Source organism: Aliiroseovarius sp. D2-2, from assembly GCF_055809455.1.
The window spans coordinates 2,533,746-2,550,575 of record NZ_CM147913.1; the positions used below are offsets into that span (position 1 = coordinate 2,533,746).

17 protein-coding genes and 1 pseudogene are annotated in these 16,830 nt (G+C 55.3%); 6 read left to right on the top strand and 12 right to left on the bottom strand.

The features are described 5' to 3' along the window. Positions 1–15: 15 nt before the first annotated feature. The 4 genes from AC0L6A_RS12495 to AC0L6A_RS12510 form a co-directional block, all read right to left on the bottom strand. On the bottom strand, positions 16–2,751 hold the full coding sequence (locus tag AC0L6A_RS12495) for an ATP-binding protein (protein ID WP_473290451.1): 2,736 nt from the start codon (positions 2,749–2,751) through the stop codon (positions 16–18). Beyond that, positions 2,751–3,062 (bottom strand): hypothetical protein, encoded by a 312-nt coding sequence (locus AC0L6A_RS12500; RefSeq protein WP_473290452.1) that lies wholly within the window; start codon positions 3,060–3,062, stop codon positions 2,751–2,753. The genes AC0L6A_RS12495 and AC0L6A_RS12500 overlap by 1 nt, the downstream gene beginning before the upstream one ends. 77 nt (positions 3,063–3,139) lie before the next feature. Next, complete coding sequence (locus tag AC0L6A_RS12505; RefSeq protein ID WP_473290453.1) at positions 3,140–3,508, bottom strand: response regulator transcription factor; 369 nt, start codon at positions 3,506–3,508, stop codon at positions 3,140–3,142. A gap of 117 nt (positions 3,509–3,625) precedes the next feature. Continuing rightward, complete coding sequence (locus AC0L6A_RS12510) at positions 3,626–4,960, bottom strand: short-chain fatty acyl-CoA regulator family protein (protein WP_473290454.1); 1,335 nt, start codon at positions 4,958–4,960, stop codon at positions 3,626–3,628. A 371-nt stretch (positions 4,961–5,331) separates the two neighbouring features. Between AC0L6A_RS12510 and AC0L6A_RS12515 the strand changes: the two genes are divergently transcribed. Continuing rightward, complete coding sequence (locus AC0L6A_RS12515) at positions 5,332–5,559, top strand: glucose-6-phosphate isomerase (RefSeq protein WP_473290456.1); 228 nt, start codon at positions 5,332–5,334, stop codon at positions 5,557–5,559. Positions 5,560–5,611: 52 nt separating this feature from the next. Here AC0L6A_RS12515 and AC0L6A_RS12520 read toward each other — a convergent pair whose 3' ends face one another. After that, complete coding sequence (locus AC0L6A_RS12520; RefSeq protein WP_473290458.1) at positions 5,612–7,117, bottom strand: class I adenylate-forming enzyme family protein; 1,506 nt, start codon at positions 7,115–7,117, stop codon at positions 5,612–5,614. Positions 7,118–7,238: 121 nt separating this feature from the next. On the opposite strand from AC0L6A_RS12520, the gene AC0L6A_RS12525 reads away from it, so the two are divergent. The 5 genes from AC0L6A_RS12525 to aat all read left to right on the top strand — a co-directional run bounded on the left by AC0L6A_RS12525 (position 7,239) and on the right by aat (position 10,964). After that, the gene (locus AC0L6A_RS12525; RefSeq protein WP_473290460.1) at positions 7,239–7,781 is read left to right on the top strand and encodes a helix-turn-helix transcriptional regulator; all 543 of its coding nucleotides are present in this window, start codon (positions 7,239–7,241) and stop codon (positions 7,779–7,781) included. Between the two features lie 120 nt (positions 7,782–7,901). Beyond that, complete coding sequence (locus AC0L6A_RS12530; protein ID WP_473290461.1) at positions 7,902–8,300, top strand: hypothetical protein; 399 nt, start codon at positions 7,902–7,904, stop codon at positions 8,298–8,300. Positions 8,301–8,446: 146 nt separating this feature from the next. Then, entirely contained in the window at positions 8,447–8,938 is a 492-nt protein-coding gene (accB, locus tag AC0L6A_RS12535; protein ID WP_473290463.1) for an acetyl-CoA carboxylase biotin carboxyl carrier protein, read from the top strand. A 10-nt stretch (positions 8,939–8,948) separates the two neighbouring features. Then, the gene (gene accC, locus AC0L6A_RS12540; RefSeq protein WP_473290464.1) at positions 8,949–10,301 is read left to right on the top strand and encodes an acetyl-CoA carboxylase biotin carboxylase subunit; all 1,353 of its coding nucleotides are present in this window, start codon (positions 8,949–8,951) and stop codon (positions 10,299–10,301) included. A 36-nt stretch (positions 10,302–10,337) separates the two neighbouring features. Continuing rightward, entirely contained in the window at positions 10,338–10,964 is a 627-nt protein-coding gene (aat, locus tag AC0L6A_RS12545; RefSeq protein ID WP_473290466.1) for a leucyl/phenylalanyl-tRNA--protein transferase, read from the top strand. Here the strand turns inward: aat and AC0L6A_RS12550 are convergent. The 7 genes and pseudogenes from AC0L6A_RS12550 to AC0L6A_RS12580 form a co-directional block, all read right to left on the bottom strand. Continuing rightward, positions 10,928–11,287 (bottom strand): DUF2155 domain-containing protein, encoded by a 360-nt coding sequence (locus AC0L6A_RS12550; protein ID WP_473290467.1) that lies wholly within the window; start codon positions 11,285–11,287, stop codon positions 10,928–10,930. The two genes, aat and AC0L6A_RS12550, sit on opposite strands and share 37 nt — an antisense overlap. Then, positions 11,284–11,742 carry an outer membrane lipid asymmetry maintenance protein MlaD gene (gene mlaD, locus AC0L6A_RS12555; protein WP_473290469.1) on the bottom strand — a complete coding sequence of 153 codons (459 nt, stop codon included), beginning with the start codon at positions 11,740–11,742 and terminating at the stop codon, positions 11,284–11,286. Before mlaD ends, AC0L6A_RS12550 begins: the two co-directional genes overlap by 4 nt. A gap of 46 nt (positions 11,743–11,788) precedes the next feature. Next, complete coding sequence (locus tag AC0L6A_RS12560) at positions 11,789–12,160, bottom strand: NADH:ubiquinone oxidoreductase subunit NDUFA12 (protein WP_473290470.1); 372 nt, start codon at positions 12,158–12,160, stop codon at positions 11,789–11,791. Between the two features lie 187 nt (positions 12,161–12,347). Beyond that, positions 12,348–13,616: an ATP-dependent Clp protease ATP-binding subunit ClpX gene (gene clpX / locus AC0L6A_RS12565; protein ID WP_473290471.1), complete on the bottom strand. Its 1,269-nt coding sequence runs from the start codon at positions 13,614–13,616 to the stop codon at positions 12,348–12,350. 148 nt (positions 13,617–13,764) lie between these two features. Beyond that, on the bottom strand, positions 13,765–14,391 hold the full coding sequence (locus AC0L6A_RS12570; RefSeq protein ID WP_473290472.1) for an ATP-dependent Clp protease proteolytic subunit: 627 nt from the start codon (positions 14,389–14,391) through the stop codon (positions 13,765–13,767). Between the two features lie 236 nt (positions 14,392–14,627). Continuing rightward, positions 14,628–15,452 (bottom strand): annotated as a pseudogene (locus AC0L6A_RS12575) (ABC transporter permease); the annotation flags it as partial. Positions 15,453–15,484: 32 nt separating this feature from the next. Beyond that, complete coding sequence (locus tag AC0L6A_RS12580; RefSeq protein ID WP_473290474.1) at positions 15,485–16,759, bottom strand: ABC transporter permease; 1,275 nt, start codon at positions 16,757–16,759, stop codon at positions 15,485–15,487. Between the last annotated feature and the right edge of the window lie 71 nt (positions 16,760–16,830).

Consider the following 16,830-nt stretch of genomic DNA (forward strand, 5'->3'; position numbering starts at 1 on the left):
CTGCCTCGACAAGGTTTACAAATGATTGATTTGAGCGTGTGGGTTGCCGGTTTGACCCAAAGTTGCCTGCACGGGCAATGTCACACGGAAAGCACCACCACTTTGGCCCGGAAGATAGGTAATCGAACCGCCCAGCTTGTCCATAATCTCGCGACAAATGGCGAGCCCAAGCCCAGCGCCCCCGGCCGCTGCTTGATCTGACAGCCGCGAGAATTTCTCGAATATCATCGACTGGCTTTCCAAGGGGACGCCACTGCCATTGTCCACAAAATCCACCTGCAGATTGCCGTCCCTTTGCCGAACCCGAATTGCAAGACGTTTGCCGTTCGCATCACAGTATTTTGCCGCGTTTGAGATCAGGTTGATAAAGACCTGCGCCAACCGGTCCGTGTCCGTGTATAGGGCAATTCCTTCGTCCGAGCGGTTTCTGTGAATGTGGACACTCTCTTGATCAATTACCGAACTCGTGGCGGCCAAAGCCCGATCCAGGACCGTCCGCACAACTTCGCGCTTCGGATACAGCTGCACCTGGCCATTTTCCAAAACGCTCAGGTCTAGAAGATCATCCAAAAGCCGGGTAAGACGTACGCTTTCATCATGAATAATCGATGCATGTCGCGCCGCGGCCTGTGGGTCGTCAGCCCCCCCATCCCGAAGAATTTCCGAGAACGCGCGAATGGACGTCATAGGCGTGCGCAGCTCATGACTAATCTGACTTAGGAACGCATCTTTCTGGATCGATAGCTGCGTTAGCTTCTCATTCACGTCCGAGAGCTGACGCGCAGTTGTTGCCAGTTCCTCTTGCTTGGCTTCCATCAACGATGTCTGTTCCAACATCTGCTGCGTTTCATCCGCCACAGCCAAAAGATCATCAACAGAAACCGTCGCCCCACCAACAATCTGGGCAATCATCGCATGTGCTGTTGCAGTCCCAACCAAACCGGACAACTCGCGCTCCAACCGCGCGATAAGATCTGGGGTCGTGTCAGGAAGATATCCCTGCTTGCCTTGCTGTTCAGCCTGCGACTGGAACCAGACCTGAGCCTGTTCAGCGCCCATAATTTGTTGCGCCATGACCAACAAGTCCTCGGACGTGGCAGCGCTGAAGCTTCGACCACGTGCTGAACTTGTGTGATCAAGCACGTTCACAAATTGTGCCGCCTGAAGGCGCTCCAACGGGCTGGGGAATGACATCAGTGACACAAGAATGAATACAGTGCAGTTGAGTATCAGCGACCAGAAAATCGCATGAACAACCGGGTCCAACCCATCCACGCCAAACAAAGCTTGCGGGCGAAGGGCCTCGATCCCCCAAGGGCCGTTCGCCAGCACAGAGACACTCATCACGCCCGCTTCCCCGAAGCTGGGCAAGAACAGTGTATAGGCCCATATTGCAAAGCCTGTGACCAGCCCGGCAACCGCACCACTGCGCGATGCTCCGCGCCAGAACAAGCCGCCCGCCATCGCCGGAAGCACCTGCGCCACACCCGCAAATGAAATCAGACCAATCGCAGCCAAGGCCGTGCCGCCGCCAGAGAGGCGATAATAGAAATAGCCCAGGGCCAATATGGCAATGATGGACAAACGGCGGGCGGCCAAAAGAATCTGGCGAGCGTCGCCATATTCCGCAGCGCCACTAAGACGTGTCGACAGCCAAATCGGCATGATGATGTGGTTGGACACCATTGTTGAAAGCGCAATTGAAGCCACAATCACCATTGATGTGGCCGAGCTGAAGCCACCCAGAAAGGACAGCATCGCAAGGCCGTCTTGTTCGAAATAAAGCGGAAGCGTCAGAACAAACAAATCGGGGTTCTCGCCCGCTGGCATCAGCGACAATCCAACAACCGCGATCGGGATGACAAACAGGCTCATCAAAAACAGGTAAAGGGGGAATGCCCAAGACGCCATGGCCAGCTGGCGCTCATTCACATTCTCAACAACCAGTACCTGAAACATGCGTGGCAGTGTCAAAAAAGCCGCCGCAGACAGGAACGTCAGACCAACCCAACGCCCACCTTGCATGGCCCATGCCCCCTCGGGTGCATCCTGAATAACCTGCTCCATGGCCGACGCGATGCCTTGTGGACCGCCGCCGATCCCCCAAACGACAAAGATTCCAACTGCCAAAAGCGCCACCAGTTTGACCACGGCCTCGACCGCGATGGCGGTGACCACGCCGTGATGACGTTCGTTTACATCAAGGTTTCGCGTGCCAAACAAGATGGTGAACAGGGCCAATCCACCCGCGACCCAGATTGCGGTCTGCTCAAGATCAGGCACCGCCCACCCGGCGGAGCGATCACGCGCAAATACGGCAAACGACAAGGTCACCGATTGCAGCTGCAACGCGATGTAAGGCGTGGTGCCCACCACAGCGATGAGCGTAACCAACACCCCCAGCAGGTTCGACTTCCCATAGCGCGACGACACAAGGTCAGCGATTGACGTTACCCGTTGGCTGCGCCCAACGCGCACAAGTTTGCGCAAAAACCACCACCAACCGATCATAACCAGCGTCGGGCCCAGATAAATGGTGACAAACTCCAACCCGGATCGCGCGGCATAGCCAACAGCCCCGTAAAAGGTCCACGCCGTACAGTAAACAGACAGCGACAAGGTGTAGATCATGGGCGTGCTGAGGAACCGCACCTTGCTTCGACGCGCACGCTTGTCGGCACCGAACGCAACCAGAAACAGGAATGAAACGTATAAAAAGCAGACGACGACCAGCGTGTTAAACGTCAGCATCAGAGGTGCCTTGCTTCTTGATCGTTTCTATTGCTCGCATCCGACGCATCGGCACGACCAGCGTCATCGCCGGACGTATCGTGATCCAGACCTCGGCCAAGATAGAAAGAAAGCACGGCAGCAGAAAGGATCAACAAGAACCACGCGATAAAGACATAAGCCAACCGCATTGGACCCACCTCGCCCCCGACCATAAGCGGCAGCAAGAAAAGGATCACACCCAATAGCGGCAGCAGACGCGCGGCATCCTCGATCCGGCGTTTGCGATAGCTCTGGCGGGCAAGAAATAATGGCTCACGCGGGGATCTCATTGGGGGTTCACCTTTTCAGGTAGAGCCCGGACCAGCCCGCCGATTGCCTGATATGTGCAATCCCGGCACATGGCGCTTCACTCCCCGACCAGCTCACGCAGATTGCTGAGCATCTCGGTGTTAGAAAAGGGCTTGGTCATGAAACGATTGACCCCCAAACGCTGTGCCAGTTCCCGGTCAGTTTTCTGACCGCGCGCCGTCAACATCAGAACCGGTAATGCACGGGTCGCATCTGAACTGCGCAAGTCTTGCAAAATATCATACCCAGACCTTCCGGGCAGCATGACGTCCAAGATCAAAACATCGGGTGAAATGTCATGGACCGCTTGGACAGCGGTTGTTCCACTTGAGTGGATCGACACCTTCCAGCCTTCACGGCTTAGAATAAAGCTGATGGCCTCGGCGATGTTTGGTTCATCCTCGATAACCAGCACCTGTTTTGTCATTCAGCCCTCCCCCGGGATGCGCAAAGCCGCAACCTCTTGTGACTATTGCCAAGAAAGTGGTGTCAATCAAGCGAAACACGTGAAGTACATCCATTGCGGGACGCGGTTTTGCCAGGCTTAGATTGGAGTACCCGCAGACAAGATGGTCGCTTCGCGCCGGGCGGCACAATCGATGCGTGGGCATACACGGCACGAAGACCCCACTTCGGTTGGGGTCGAATGAACCAACACGCCGTCATCCAGCGTGTCGCTCAGCTCCCTAATCAACATGTACGCTTCGAATGCAGGCGGTCGGTCAAACGATGGCATATCTTTCTGGATACACACGGCTTGGCAGACAAAGCGGCGGCGTGCGCCCCCTGGATGGCGCACCACTGCACGAACGGGTCGTTCTGGCTGAGAAAGCGCTTGGAACAAAGGCCAGTAAGGGCAAGCAGCACCGAACCGGGGCAACGGAAAACCGGGAAGCGTTTTGCGCAGTTCCAAGGCCCCTGCACCGTCGCAACTGATCACCCCCGCGCTTACCGTCTGAGATGTCGTGGGCAGGAACGCAATCCTGCGCATGACTGCAGGAAGCGACTGACCAAATTTGCGCGCAAGGGCTGTTGGGTCCCAGTTGAGCGCCCCTCGGGCCGCATCGAAATCCGCTTCGGGCATGACCTGAGCGTCCGCGATGTAACGCTCAAGGAATTGACGCGCCATATCCTGTGCTTCTCGCGAAGTAAGGGCATCACTCCCTGCAATCACCTGCCCAATGGCCTGATCGCGCATATCCGAGGCCCAAACCGCCGGGGTCTCTAACTCCGGGAAATAATGATCATTCTGGTCCAGAAAGGTCGCGAGCTCTTCAGACGGACCGATTGGCACCATGTCTTCGCTTGCCCCCGCATCAAGAAACTCAACCAAACCCTGCGCGGCTGTGGACAGGCGCATTCCTTCATTGCGCATGTTGCGCAGGAACTTGTCCTGCCATTCCTGATCCACTTCGCCACCACCGGACAAAATGGCCGCGGTCGATCGGATTGCCGTCACCGCCGAAATCACTTCATGCAGCGAAGCGGCAAGTTCAGGGTCATGCGTCAAACGGTCTGACAGCGCTTCGACGGTATGCTCCAGCTCATGAATGCGCTGGTTCTGTGCCATAACCAACGATGCCCAGCCGGGAAACCGGCCCGCAAAGTCTTCTGACTTTTCCAGCTCTGCCTGAGCTTCTGGAATGCGTTTATCGGCTTCGCTCAGCGCCCCTAACAGGGCGGCTTCCGCCCCTTCGGCCAGTACGGAAGGATCCGTCTTTAGCTCTTTCGCAACGACGACCAATAACGCATCACCAACACGCCGACGGTTGTGTTCGATAAGGTTCAGATAGGCCGCAGAAATCCCCACCGCTTTCGCCAGACTTGCCTGTTTCATTCCCAGCACAAGGCGACGTTCGCGAATACGGCTTCCTGTCAATCGGGATTGGGGCATCGGTGCAATCTGCTTTCACAAAACGGGTTGGCTTTTTTTTCGACTTATCAACTGGACCAGGTCAATCCTAGTCAATTTACAAAAAGGTGTATGCTTTTTAGCACCTTAACAGCAAATTTTCCAAGAACTTCTAGACAGCCTAGCATTCTTTACAAAACATATTGATGCATCAAGAACTCAAACTGAACCCTCAGCGGCGAAATACCGCCGGGATTACACTCTGAAATAACAGTTGAGTTTCCTTGACCTCGCAATCGCCTAGAAAGAGTATGAAAATAGCATACATCCAGGAGGATATGATGAAGAAATCAGTATTGACCCTTGCCTGCGTGGCTTCTTTGGCCCTGACCGCTTGCATGAGCCGCCCACTTACCGATCAGGAAAAAACCATCGCTGGTGGACTTGCCGGCATCGGCGCAGGTCTGGTCACCGCAAACGCCATTGGCGCCAACAAAAACTGGACTGTACTGACCACGTTGGCTGGTGCTGCTGCTGGCATCATGGTTGCCCGCAACAGCCATACCAACATGTGCGCCTATTCGAATGGTGACGGCACCTATCGCGAACGTCCCTGCCCTGTCTAATTTCAGACAAGCACACCGAAAATCACGCGCGTCAGAAATGGCGCGCGTTTTTTTATGTGAGCTGTTTACGCAGTTCCGTTTTCAGAACTTTTCCGTAGTTATTTTTTGGAAGCGCTTTCAGAGCAAAATACGCTTTGGGGCGTTTGAACCGCGCAATGTTCTTTAGGCAATGCGCGCCGAGCGCCGCTTCATCCAAATCGGCCCCATTCGCAAGCACGACGAAGGCAACGACATCTTCGCCCCATTCTTCACTGTTGCGTCCAACCACGCTAACCTCATACACATCGGGATGCGTTAAGATCGCTTCTTCCACTTCGCGCGGATAAATATTGCTTCCGCCGGAAATGATCACGTCTTTGGACCTGTCACGCATGGTCAGGTATCCGTCTTCATCCAAAAACCCCATGTCGCCGGTCTTCAGCCAGCCATCCATCAGTGTTTTCGATGTGGCATCGGGATTGTTCCAATACCCCGGCATCACCGGGGTCCCGCGCACCATAATCTCGCCCACCTCTCCGGGGGGCAGCGCTGCGCCGTTTTCATCCCCAATCCGCAGCTCGACCACGCTTTGCGCCCGCCCCACAGACGCAAGCCGATCGCGCCATCGCGGATGGGACCTGTCTGCCACATCTTCGCGCGACAAGACCGTGATCGCCATCGGGCATTCACCCTGGCCGTATATCTGGATAAAACGCGGCCCGAACCAATCCACGGCATCCTCGATATCCGCCAAATACATCGGTCCACCGCCATAGACGATGGTCTTAATCCCCTCGCCCCGTCGCCCCGCAGCTTTGGCAATATCGGTGAACCGCCGCACCATCGTTGGTGCCATGAACATTTGAAGCGGCCCTTGATCGCGTGCCGCATCCAGCAGCTCAATCTCATCAAAACCACCGGACGCTGGCGTGATATGACGCGCACCACGGGCCACGTGAATGGGGGCATAGATCCCTGCGCCATGGCTCATCGGCGCCATGTAGTAAACGCCATCTTCAGGCGCGACAGTGTCACAATCCAACATATAGGACAGTGAGGTCGACCGGATCATTCCGTGGCTGATATAAACCCCTTTTGGCTGTCCTGTTGTGCCTGATGTGTAAAACAACCACGCCAAATCCGTGTCCAGGCACGAAGCGACGGGCAGTGGGTCCGTCGCGCACAGCACCTCAAATTCGGGTTGCTCAACACGGATCAAAGGAACATCGGTCGCTTCCGCCAATTCTAACGCCAAATCATCACTGACCAAAGCAAGCTTGGCACCCGAGTTTTCAATGATATACGCCGCTTCCTTCGCGTGCAGCTTGGCGTTGATCGGAACCACCGCTGCACCCAGCCCCCAAACGCCGAAAAATCCAAGCAGGTATTCTGGGCAGTTCTTCATAAACAGGGCCACGCGGTCCCCAGGCTTGACCCCACGGGCGGCAAGGCCCGCTGCAAGCCCCTGCGCGGCACGGAAAAATTGTTCATAGGTAAAGACTTGGGTCGGCCCGCGAAACACAGCCGGTTGGTCGCCGTTTGTCTGCGCTGTGCGTTCAAGCCAATGAGCCAAATTCATAAGACCACCCTTCTTGCAAGATCGATATTGCGACTATCCGCCAAATAATTCTCACCAGACAAGCCCCGTAAAACTACGCAACTGTTTGAATTGCGGCAAAAGCTTTGGCAGGATGGCAGGTATGACGCAAATGGACCTTGCCTTTATGCACGCCCCCACAGGGCTCGCGCTGACTGAAAACAGGATTGTACGCCAATGCAACCTGCGCTTTGCCGAGGTTTTCGGGGCTGAGGTCGATGCCTTTAAAGATATGCCGCTGGAGCATTTGTATCCGTCCTTGCGGGAATATGAGAAGGTCGCCCGTGTCGGCGGCGACATCCTGCGCGAAACAGGACGCTATGAAGACGAGCGTATCATGCGCCGGCTTGATGGGGACATGTTCTGGTGCAGGGTTCGCGGCACCAGCCTGACGCCGGATGACCCGTTCAGACAAGGCGTCTGGAGCTTTGCTGACCTGTCGGCCGAACGTCCTGTGGTCGAACTTACCCCGCGCGAACGCGACGTTGCGATCCTGACCTGTCAGGGCAAAACGTCGAAGGAAATCGGGATCGCACTGGGATTAAGCTATCGAACGGTCGAGGCCCATCGCGCGCGATTGCTTCAGAAGTTCGGAGCCCGAAAGCTGCCAGAACTTGTCGCCAAATTCTCGGGCATGCCGCTGTGACGCAACTTAACTGTCTGTTAACCTTCGTTAAAATTTCCACTCAAATTATAACCCTCTGTTAACATTTTGCACCCCATGCTGATAGCTGGTGGGAACCTCGCATTCAGACGGAGCTTTGAAATGGAGTTTAATTTACCCTCAGCTTTAGGGGCACAAGCCAGCATCGCAGCGCGGCAGCCTGCGCGAAAAGCACCGGATCCCATGCGTGTTGAAAAGGCGGACAGTGCAGGCAAAGCACGGGCAGACGCGCATAATTCTCAGGAACATGAGAATACGCAAACCCTTCATCAGCCCCCTGACCCTGATCAACCTGTCGGACCACCCCCGACTTTTCAGGTCAATGTTCTTGAGATGGAACGGCAGCTTCAACAACGGCTTGCCACGATCGAAATGTCCCGCGCGCTTCCGAATGATGCTTCGGCATCAAATACAAAAGTCCCCACCTCGCAAACCGACGATCCGCCCATATTGCCCGTTGATTTGTCCGAATTGGACAGATTCCCAAAGACGGAAACATAAGACGCCCCTGAAAACCTGACAGATTTCGGGGGAATTTCCGTTTTGGGAAACCTTCTTGCTTTTCTCCCCTTACGTAGCGTCCTATAAGCATTGCAAAGAAACAAGGCCTGCATAAATGACAGGCAGACAATCTAGGGCGAGGACCCATGGCTAAGAAAAATCACGACACCGATGTGGTATTCATCGAAGCGCTGGCAAAACTGCTTCAGGAAAACGACCTGACCGAGCTGGAAGTTATGCGCGACTACGGAGAAAACGATAGCCTGAACGTGCGTGTAAGTCGCGCCAAGGAAGTTGTTCAGCACATCGCGGCACCAGTTGCCGCTGCTGCACCTGCTGCCGTTGCAGCGGCCCCTGCCGCAGCTGCTGAAGCCCCCGCGGCCTCGGATGATCCGGCAAGCCATCCCGGCGCCGTTCCGTCCCCCATGGTTGGCACCGCCTATTTGCAGGCTGAACCCGGCACGCCTTCATTTGTGAACGTGGGCGACACCGTTTCAGAAGGACAGACCATTCTGATCGTGGAAGCGATGAAAACCATGAACCAGATCCCGGCCCCGCGTGCAGGCAAAGTAACACGTATCTTGGTCGAAGACGGCTCGCCGGTCGAATTTGGCGCGCCTCTGATGATCATCGAATAAGGGGCAGATCATGGCCCAGTTCGATAAAATCCTGATCGCCAACCGTGGTGAGATTGCGCTTCGCGTCATCCGCGCGGCCCGTGAAATGGGGATCAAAACCGTTGCAGTGCATTCGACCGCTGACGTGGACGCAATGCATGTACGTATGGCGGATGAAAGCGTCTGTATTGGCCCAAATGCCGGTACAGACAGCTATCTTTCGATCCCAGCCATTATCGCCGCATGCGAGATAACTGGCGCGCAGGCCGTACACCCCGGCTATGGGTTCCTGTCGGAAAACGCGACTTTCGTACAGGCGTTGGAAGATCACGAGATCACATTCATCGGCCCCTCGGCGGCGCATATCCGCATGATGGGCGACAAGATCACCGCCAAGGACACCGCGGACAAGCTAGGTATTCCCTGCGTTCCCGGATCTGACGGCGGTGTGCCCGACATTGAAACGGCCCGCAAAGTTGCCGCCGAGATGGGGTACCCGGTGATCATCAAAGCCACCGCTGGTGGCGGTGGTCGCGGCATGAAGGTCGCCGAGACCGAAGCCGATATCGACATGGCATTTTCCACCGCGCGCTCTGAATCCAAAGCTGCCTTCGGAAATGACGAAGTTTACATGGAGAAGTACCTCCAGAAACCACGTCACATCGAAGTTCAGGTCTTTGGTGACGGGCAAGGCGGCGGCGTCCACTTGGCTGAACGCGACTGTTCGCTTCAGCGACGTCACCAGAAAGTGTTCGAAGAAGCCCCCGGCCCCTCGATCACCCCGGAAAATCGCGAGAAGATCGGATCGATCTGCGCTAACGCTATAGCTGAAATGAGCTACTCTGGTGCTGGTACAATCGAATTTCTGTACGAAGATGGAGAGTTCTATTTCATCGAAATGAACACCCGCCTTCAGGTGGAACACCCTGTTACAGAAGCGATTTTCGGTGTCGACCTTGTGCGTGAGCAGATCTTGGTGGCGGAAGGCAATAAGCTGTCCTTCGCACAGTCGGATCTTGAGGTGAACGGTCACGCCATCGAGGTGCGCCTGAACGCCGAGCGTCTACCCAACTTCACACCCAGCCCGGGCAAGATCACCCAGTATCACGCCCCCGGCGGATTGGGTGTACGCATGGATAGCGCGCTTTACGACGGCTATTCGATACCGCCCTATTACGACAGCTTGATTGGCAAGCTGATCGTCCACGGGCGTGACCGACCAGAAGCTCTAGCGCGTCTGAGCCGCGCCTTGGGCGAGCTGATCATTGACGGGATCGAGACCACGGTGCCGCTGTTCGACATGCTGCTGGCCGAAGCCAACATCCATTCGGGTGAATACAACATCCACTGGCTGGAACGCTGGCTGGATGAAAACATGGGGTAAGGGCCATTGGCCCACCCCACCTCTGATCCCCCTCCTTTGACCGCTGATCTGCTTTTGCGTGCCTATGCGATGGGCATTTTCCCAATGGCCGAAGCCCAGGATGATCCCGAAGTCTTCTGGGTTGACCCCAAGCTACGTGGGATTGTGCCGCTTGACGGCTTTCGCATCTCGCGCAGCCTTTCCCGCACGATCCGCCGATGCCCCTTCCACGTCACGCTGAACCGAGATTTCGTAGGGACCGTGGAAGGCTGTGCCGATCGCGAGGAAACTTGGATCAACGACACAATCTTCTCACTCTACAAAGAGCTACACCAGATGGGGCACGCCCATTCGCTTGAGCTTTGGGAGGGGGACGAATTGGTCGGGGGGGTCTATGGCGTGACCCTTGGACGGGCCTTCTTTGGGGAAAGCATGTTTTCGCGGCGGCGCGACGCATCCAAAATCGCCTTGGCCTACTTGGTCGCCCAGCTGCGTCAAACGGGTTTTACTTTGTTTGACACCCAGTTCCTAACCCCGCATTTGGAAAGTCTTGGAGCCGTCGAAATTCCACGTGAGGCCTATCACCAACTGCTAAGATCCGCACTTGAGGCCACAGCAGACCTTCAAAGCTGCCCGTTGCCCGACGCTTATTCCGTCGCGCAGCGCAACACCCAGACGTCATAACGCGGGTGATCCAGCGCGCTAAGTGCGGGCGAAGATGCAATCATCCAGCCTTCGAAAGTGGTTTGCTCGGCATTGCCATCGCGCACCACCAGCCATGCATAGGCATCCCCAGAAGGATTGTCAGTTGGATAGCGGCATTCGCCCAACGTTACACGCAGCTTACCAAGTTCAACCGTGTCACCCACGTTCATTTTGAAATCAACTGGCGTGCCAGAAATCTTGTCGAGCCCGCGAAGATGAGCGCCCGAAGCCTTCTCAGTTTCCGCCGAAGCTGGCGCGGCGGCCATAAGGGCAGCGGTCAAAGCAACCACACGCAAGATCACTGGGCGCTATCCTCACCACCAGCCACGTATTTCAGCAAAAGCTGCACCAAGCTGACAGAGCCTTGCGTGTCCTCAATCTCGGCACCCGGATCCAGATTGAAGGGGGATCCACCGGGCAGAAGCTCAACGAAGTTTCCGCCCAAAAGGCCTTCGGACGAAATGATGATTGCCGTATCGTCGGGCAATGCGACATCCGACTGAACGGTAAAATCTGCATCGGCACGGAAGCTCTCGGGATTCAGAGTGATATCTGTCACCGCGCCGACTTTAACGCCCCCCAATCGAACATCTGTGCCAATCGAAATGCCATCCGCCGTGCGGAAGGACGCCGTATACGTGTTTTTTGTTCCGGTGCCTGACAGACCTACGATCTGCCCCGCATACAGAAGAAAGCCTACGGCCACGGCCAGAACGATGCTGCCAGTGACGACTTCAGTTGTGTGACTGTTGCTCATGTGAAACTTCCCATGCTCTAGGGTCTAACCGTCAATTCGGTTCGTGTCACTCGGGTTGCCAAGCTTCGTAGTCGCTGCGCTCTGCCAAGTTCGACTGGCGCAAGGATCCGACGGGCGCATAAGCCATGTCAGTGCCTGTCAGATTGTCCTGATGTGGCTTTTCCCATGACTTGTGGGCCAGTGGCTTATCTTCCGGGCAGTTGTCAAAGGTGTGGTGCAACCACCCATGCCATTCAGGGCTCACGCGGCTTGCTTCAGGCTCGCCATTATAGATCACCCAACGGCGGCTATCGTCTTTGTTGTGATAAAAGACGTTACCTTGTGCATCTTCGCCCACTTTCACGCCCTTGCGTCGCGTGAACAGCCAGGTTCCGATTGATTCACTGTGATACCAAGTCAAAAGCGAAAGAAGCCGCATGCTGATCTCCGAAATTTCTTACACTTGATATGGCCCAAGGCAGGGCGAAGGTCCAGAGCTTTGCCCGTCTTTCCCCACGCATTGCGCAAAATGAAGCCTGTTTCGCCCCGCAGGCGGCTGAAATGAGAAAAGCCACCGCAATAGCGATGGCTTTCCAAATGTATCGGGAATCGATTTTCCGCAGGTATCAGCTGGCGCTGACTTCTTCCTTTGCGGTGTCAGAATAGATGATCAGCGGCTTCGCCTCCGAGGTCACAGCCTCGTCGTTCACGACGACCTCATCCACATTCTCAAGCCCCGGTAGCTCAAACATGGTGTCGAGTAGAATTTCTTCCATGATCGAACGCAGTCCGCGCGCGCCGGTTTTGCGTTCAATTGCACGCTTGGCAATCGCTTTCAGCGCATCATCCGTAAAGGTCAGTTGCGCTTCTTCCAGTTCGAACAAGCGTTGATACTGCTTAACCAAGGCGTTCTTCGGCGCGGTCAAGATAGTGACCAGCGCTTCAGCGTCCAGATCTTCCAGTGTAGCGATCACAGGCAGGCGGCCAACGAATTCCGGGATCAAACCGAATTTCAGCAGATCTTCCGGTTCCAGCTCTTTGAACAGTTCACCCACGCCGCGATCATCATTTTCGCGTACATCAGCGCCAAAGCCCATAGCCGAGCCTTTGCCGCGCTGCGCGATGATCTTATCCAGACCAGCGAATGCACCACCGCAAACGAACAGGATGTTCGTCGTATCCACCTGCAAGAATTCCTGCTGTGGGTGTTTACGACCACCTTGCGGAGGAACCGAGGCAACGGTCCCTTCCATAATTTTCAGAAGCGCTTGTTGCACGCCCTCGCCCGACACGTCACGCGTGATCGAGGGGTTGTCCGACTTGCGGGTAATCTTGTCGACTTCGTCAATATAGACGATGCCGCGCTGTGCGCGTTCGACATTGTATTCCGATGCCTGAAGAAGCTTCAGGATGATGTTTTCCACATCCTCGCCCACGTAACCGGCTTCGGTCAGCGTGGTTGCATCCGCCATGGTGAACGGCACATCAAGAATGCGCGCCAGCGTCTGCGCCAATAGGGTCTTACCGCAGCCCGTAGGGCCAATTAGCATGATGTTGGACTTCGCCAGCTCAATCTCGTCCCCAACAGCAGCTGCGTGGTTCAATCGCTTGTAGTGATTGTGCACCGCCACCGAGAGAACACGCTTTGCATGCGCCTGCCCAATTACATAATCATCCAGAAATTGGCAGATTTCTTGCGGGGTAGGCACACCGTCCGAGGATTTCAGACCGGAAGATTTCGTCTCTTCGCGGATGATATCCATACACAGCTCGACGCATTCGTCACAAATGAAAACGGTCGGTCCCGCAATCAGCTTACGCACCTCGTGCTGGCTTTTGCCGCAGAACGAGCAGTAGAGCGTGTTCTTGCTGTCACCAGAGGAATTATTCGCCATAGTCCAGTCCTATTAGGCCGATTTCCGACCCCGTTAAGCCCATCTGGGCGGTCTTTTGCCCCTTCCGCTAGCTTAGGCTAGGGATGGGGCGTGCACAATCAGCTTTTTGAACAGCTATCCAGCGGGCAATTTCCCACAGGTCTGCTGTTTATTCGTCTTCGCCTTTGGCGCGGTTTTCGACGATTTCGTCGATCAAACCCCAATCTTTGGCTGCTTGGGGATCCATGAAATTGTCACGCTCCAGCGCTTCGACCACCGCGTCCAGTTTCTGATCCGTGTGCTTCACATAGATACCGTTCAACCGATCCTTCAGCTTTTGGGTTTCTTGCGCATGGATCATAATGTCTGTCGCTTGACCCTGATAACCACCCGATGGCTGATGTACCATGATGCGCGAGTTCGGCAGCGAGAAGCGCATGCCATTTTCGCCAGCGGCCAGTAGAAGCGACCCCATCGAGGCAGCTTGCCCAATCACCAAGGTCGACACTTTCGGTTTGATGTACTGCATCGTGTCATAGATCGACAGGCCCGACGTAACCACGCCACCGGGCGAGTTGATGTACATCGAGATCTCTTTGTTCGGGTTTTCCGCTTCCAGATGCAGAAGCTGTGCCACGATCAGGCTGGACATGCCATCATGCACCGGACCGGACAGGAAAATGATCCGCTCTTTCAAAAGGCGCGAGAAAATATCGTAGGCCCGTTCCCCGCGCGAGGTCTGTTCAACCACCATCGGGACAAGGGTATTCATGTAGGTATCAATCGGATCGTGCATGTCGCCTGCTTTCTCTTCGCGCCTAAGCCCACTCTGGGCTACCTGCTGCCAACCTAGTCCTGTGCTGAGGGGGCTGCAAGAGGTCGAAACCCCACATGTCCTAGACTGAAGCACATTTCAGACAGAGATGCCGGAAAACGGTTAACAATTTCCTTCCCAGAGCGCACGCAAAGCAACAAATTCCAAAAGAAAAGGCGCTATAAAGCGCCTGATCTTAATTCGATTGTTCAGCCAGATCAGCCCGGAGACATTCCGCGCAACCGTTCTGACCTACGGCGCAGAAGCTCTACTGTGGTCAAAAGCGCAATTGAAACCACCACGAGGATGGTCGCAACAGCCAGAATTGTCGGGCTGATCTGCTCACGCAAACCAATGAACATTTGCCACGGCAGGGTCTGTTGTTTGGCAGAGCCCACGAAAATCACAACGACGACCTCGTCAAACGACGTGATGAAGGCAAACAGCGCACCCGAGATCACACCGGGTAGGATCAGGGGCATTTGCACCCGAAAGAAGGTGGTAACCGGGTCCGCACCCATATTCGCAGCCGCACGTGTCAAAGAGCGGTCAAAACCAACCAGCGTTGCTGTCACAGTGATGATGACGAACGGAATGCCAAGTGCGGCATGCGCCAGCACAACACCCCAGTAGGTGCCCGCAAGGCCGATACGCGAGTAGAAAAAGTACATACCCGCGGCCGAGATGATCAGCGGCACAATCATCGGCGAAATTAGCGTCGCCATAATCGCACGTCGCGCAGGTACATGCGGCTGACTAAGGCCGATGGCAGCCAACGTCCCCAGCGAAACAGACAGGAATGTCGCAGCAGGTGCGATCTTGACCGAGTTCCACAGAGCGTCTTGCCAATCGGGGTTCCCAAAGAAGTCACGATAGTGCTTCAGCGAATACCCGGCTGGATCAAAGCTGAGCATCTCTTTGGTGAAGGTAAAGAAATCCTGCGAGTTAAAGCTCAGAGGGATCACGACGGCAATGGGCGCAATCAGGAAGAAGAAGATCAACCCGCAGATCACACGGAACGTGTAATACCAGATGCGCTGGCCGGTGCTTGCATATGTTGGAAGAGCCATGTCCGTTACCCCAGCTTCACGTTGTCGATGCCGACGATCTTGTCATAGGCCCAATACAGGACAAGAACGACCGCCAGAAGAATTGCACCCAGCGCCGAGGCAAGGCCCCAGTTCAAAGAGCTTGAGATGTGGAAGGCAATCTGGTTCGAAATGAACGTGCCTTTCGTACCCCCAACAAGTGCGGGTGTGATGTAGTAGCCAATCGCCAGAATGAACACGAGGATCGAACCGGCGCCAATACCAGGGATGGTCTGCGGGAAGTACACGCGCCAGAAGGCGGTCCAATCCGTCGCGCCAAGGCTTTTGGCAGCACGCAGATAAGTTGGCGGAATGGTCTGCATCACCGAATACATCGGCAAGATCATGAACGGCAGCAAGATGTGTGTCATCGCCACGATTGTGCCGAACTGATTGTTGATGATGACAAGACGCGAACCGTCATCAACCAAGCCTATCCAGACCAGAATATCGTTGATCACCCCCTGCTGTTGCAGAAGGATTTTCCATGCAGATGTCCGCACCAAAAGCGACGTCCAAAACGGAAGCAGCACGAGGATCATCAACATGTTAGATTGGCGCATTGGCAGGTTGGCCAAGATCCATGCGACCGGGTAAGCCAGCAGAATACAGCACACCGTAATGGTCAAAGACATCCAAAGCGTCCGCTTCAGAAGATTCATGTAAATCTGTTCGCTTTCAGGACGAGCTTCAGCGCCATCTGGCCCAACGCGCATATCAACCGCGTTCAGGAAATACCCAGCTGTGACAGGTGGCGAATAGGTCTGAATGGTGCGCCAATTGTCAGCCTCACCCCATCCTTTGTTGATGTCGATCAGGGCTTCTTTCCAAGGACCGCCATTCTCAAGGTCGAACTTCTTGGCTTTACGACCTGTCTTACGGAACAGCGAAGAAATCCCCGGGTTCTCGTAGTTCAAACGCGTGCCGACCTTGGTATGTGTCTTTTCGGCGGCGGCATCTTTCAGGTCCGCAGCCATCGCGGCATAGACTGCCTCGGACGGCAAATCACCGCCATCAGCATCCCAATCGGCCAAAGCAACTACAGACCGCGGCAGCGTGTCCGTTACGATCCCGTTCTGAACCGAGCGATACAGCATATCCACGACCGGCAAGATAAAGCTGATCAGGATAAACAGCAAAAGTGGTGCAATCAGCAACAACGCGCGCAGCTTCTGCCGCCGCAATGCTCTTGCAAGACTGCGCTTCAGCGGTGTTCCATCTGCGGCCAGTACCGGGCCGCCGGTGTCGGTCATATCGCTCATATCTTCCCTGTCGGCTGTTGCCGTTTCTTGGTTTCAGTCAGGTAAATTGACAAACAAATCAGATATCAAAA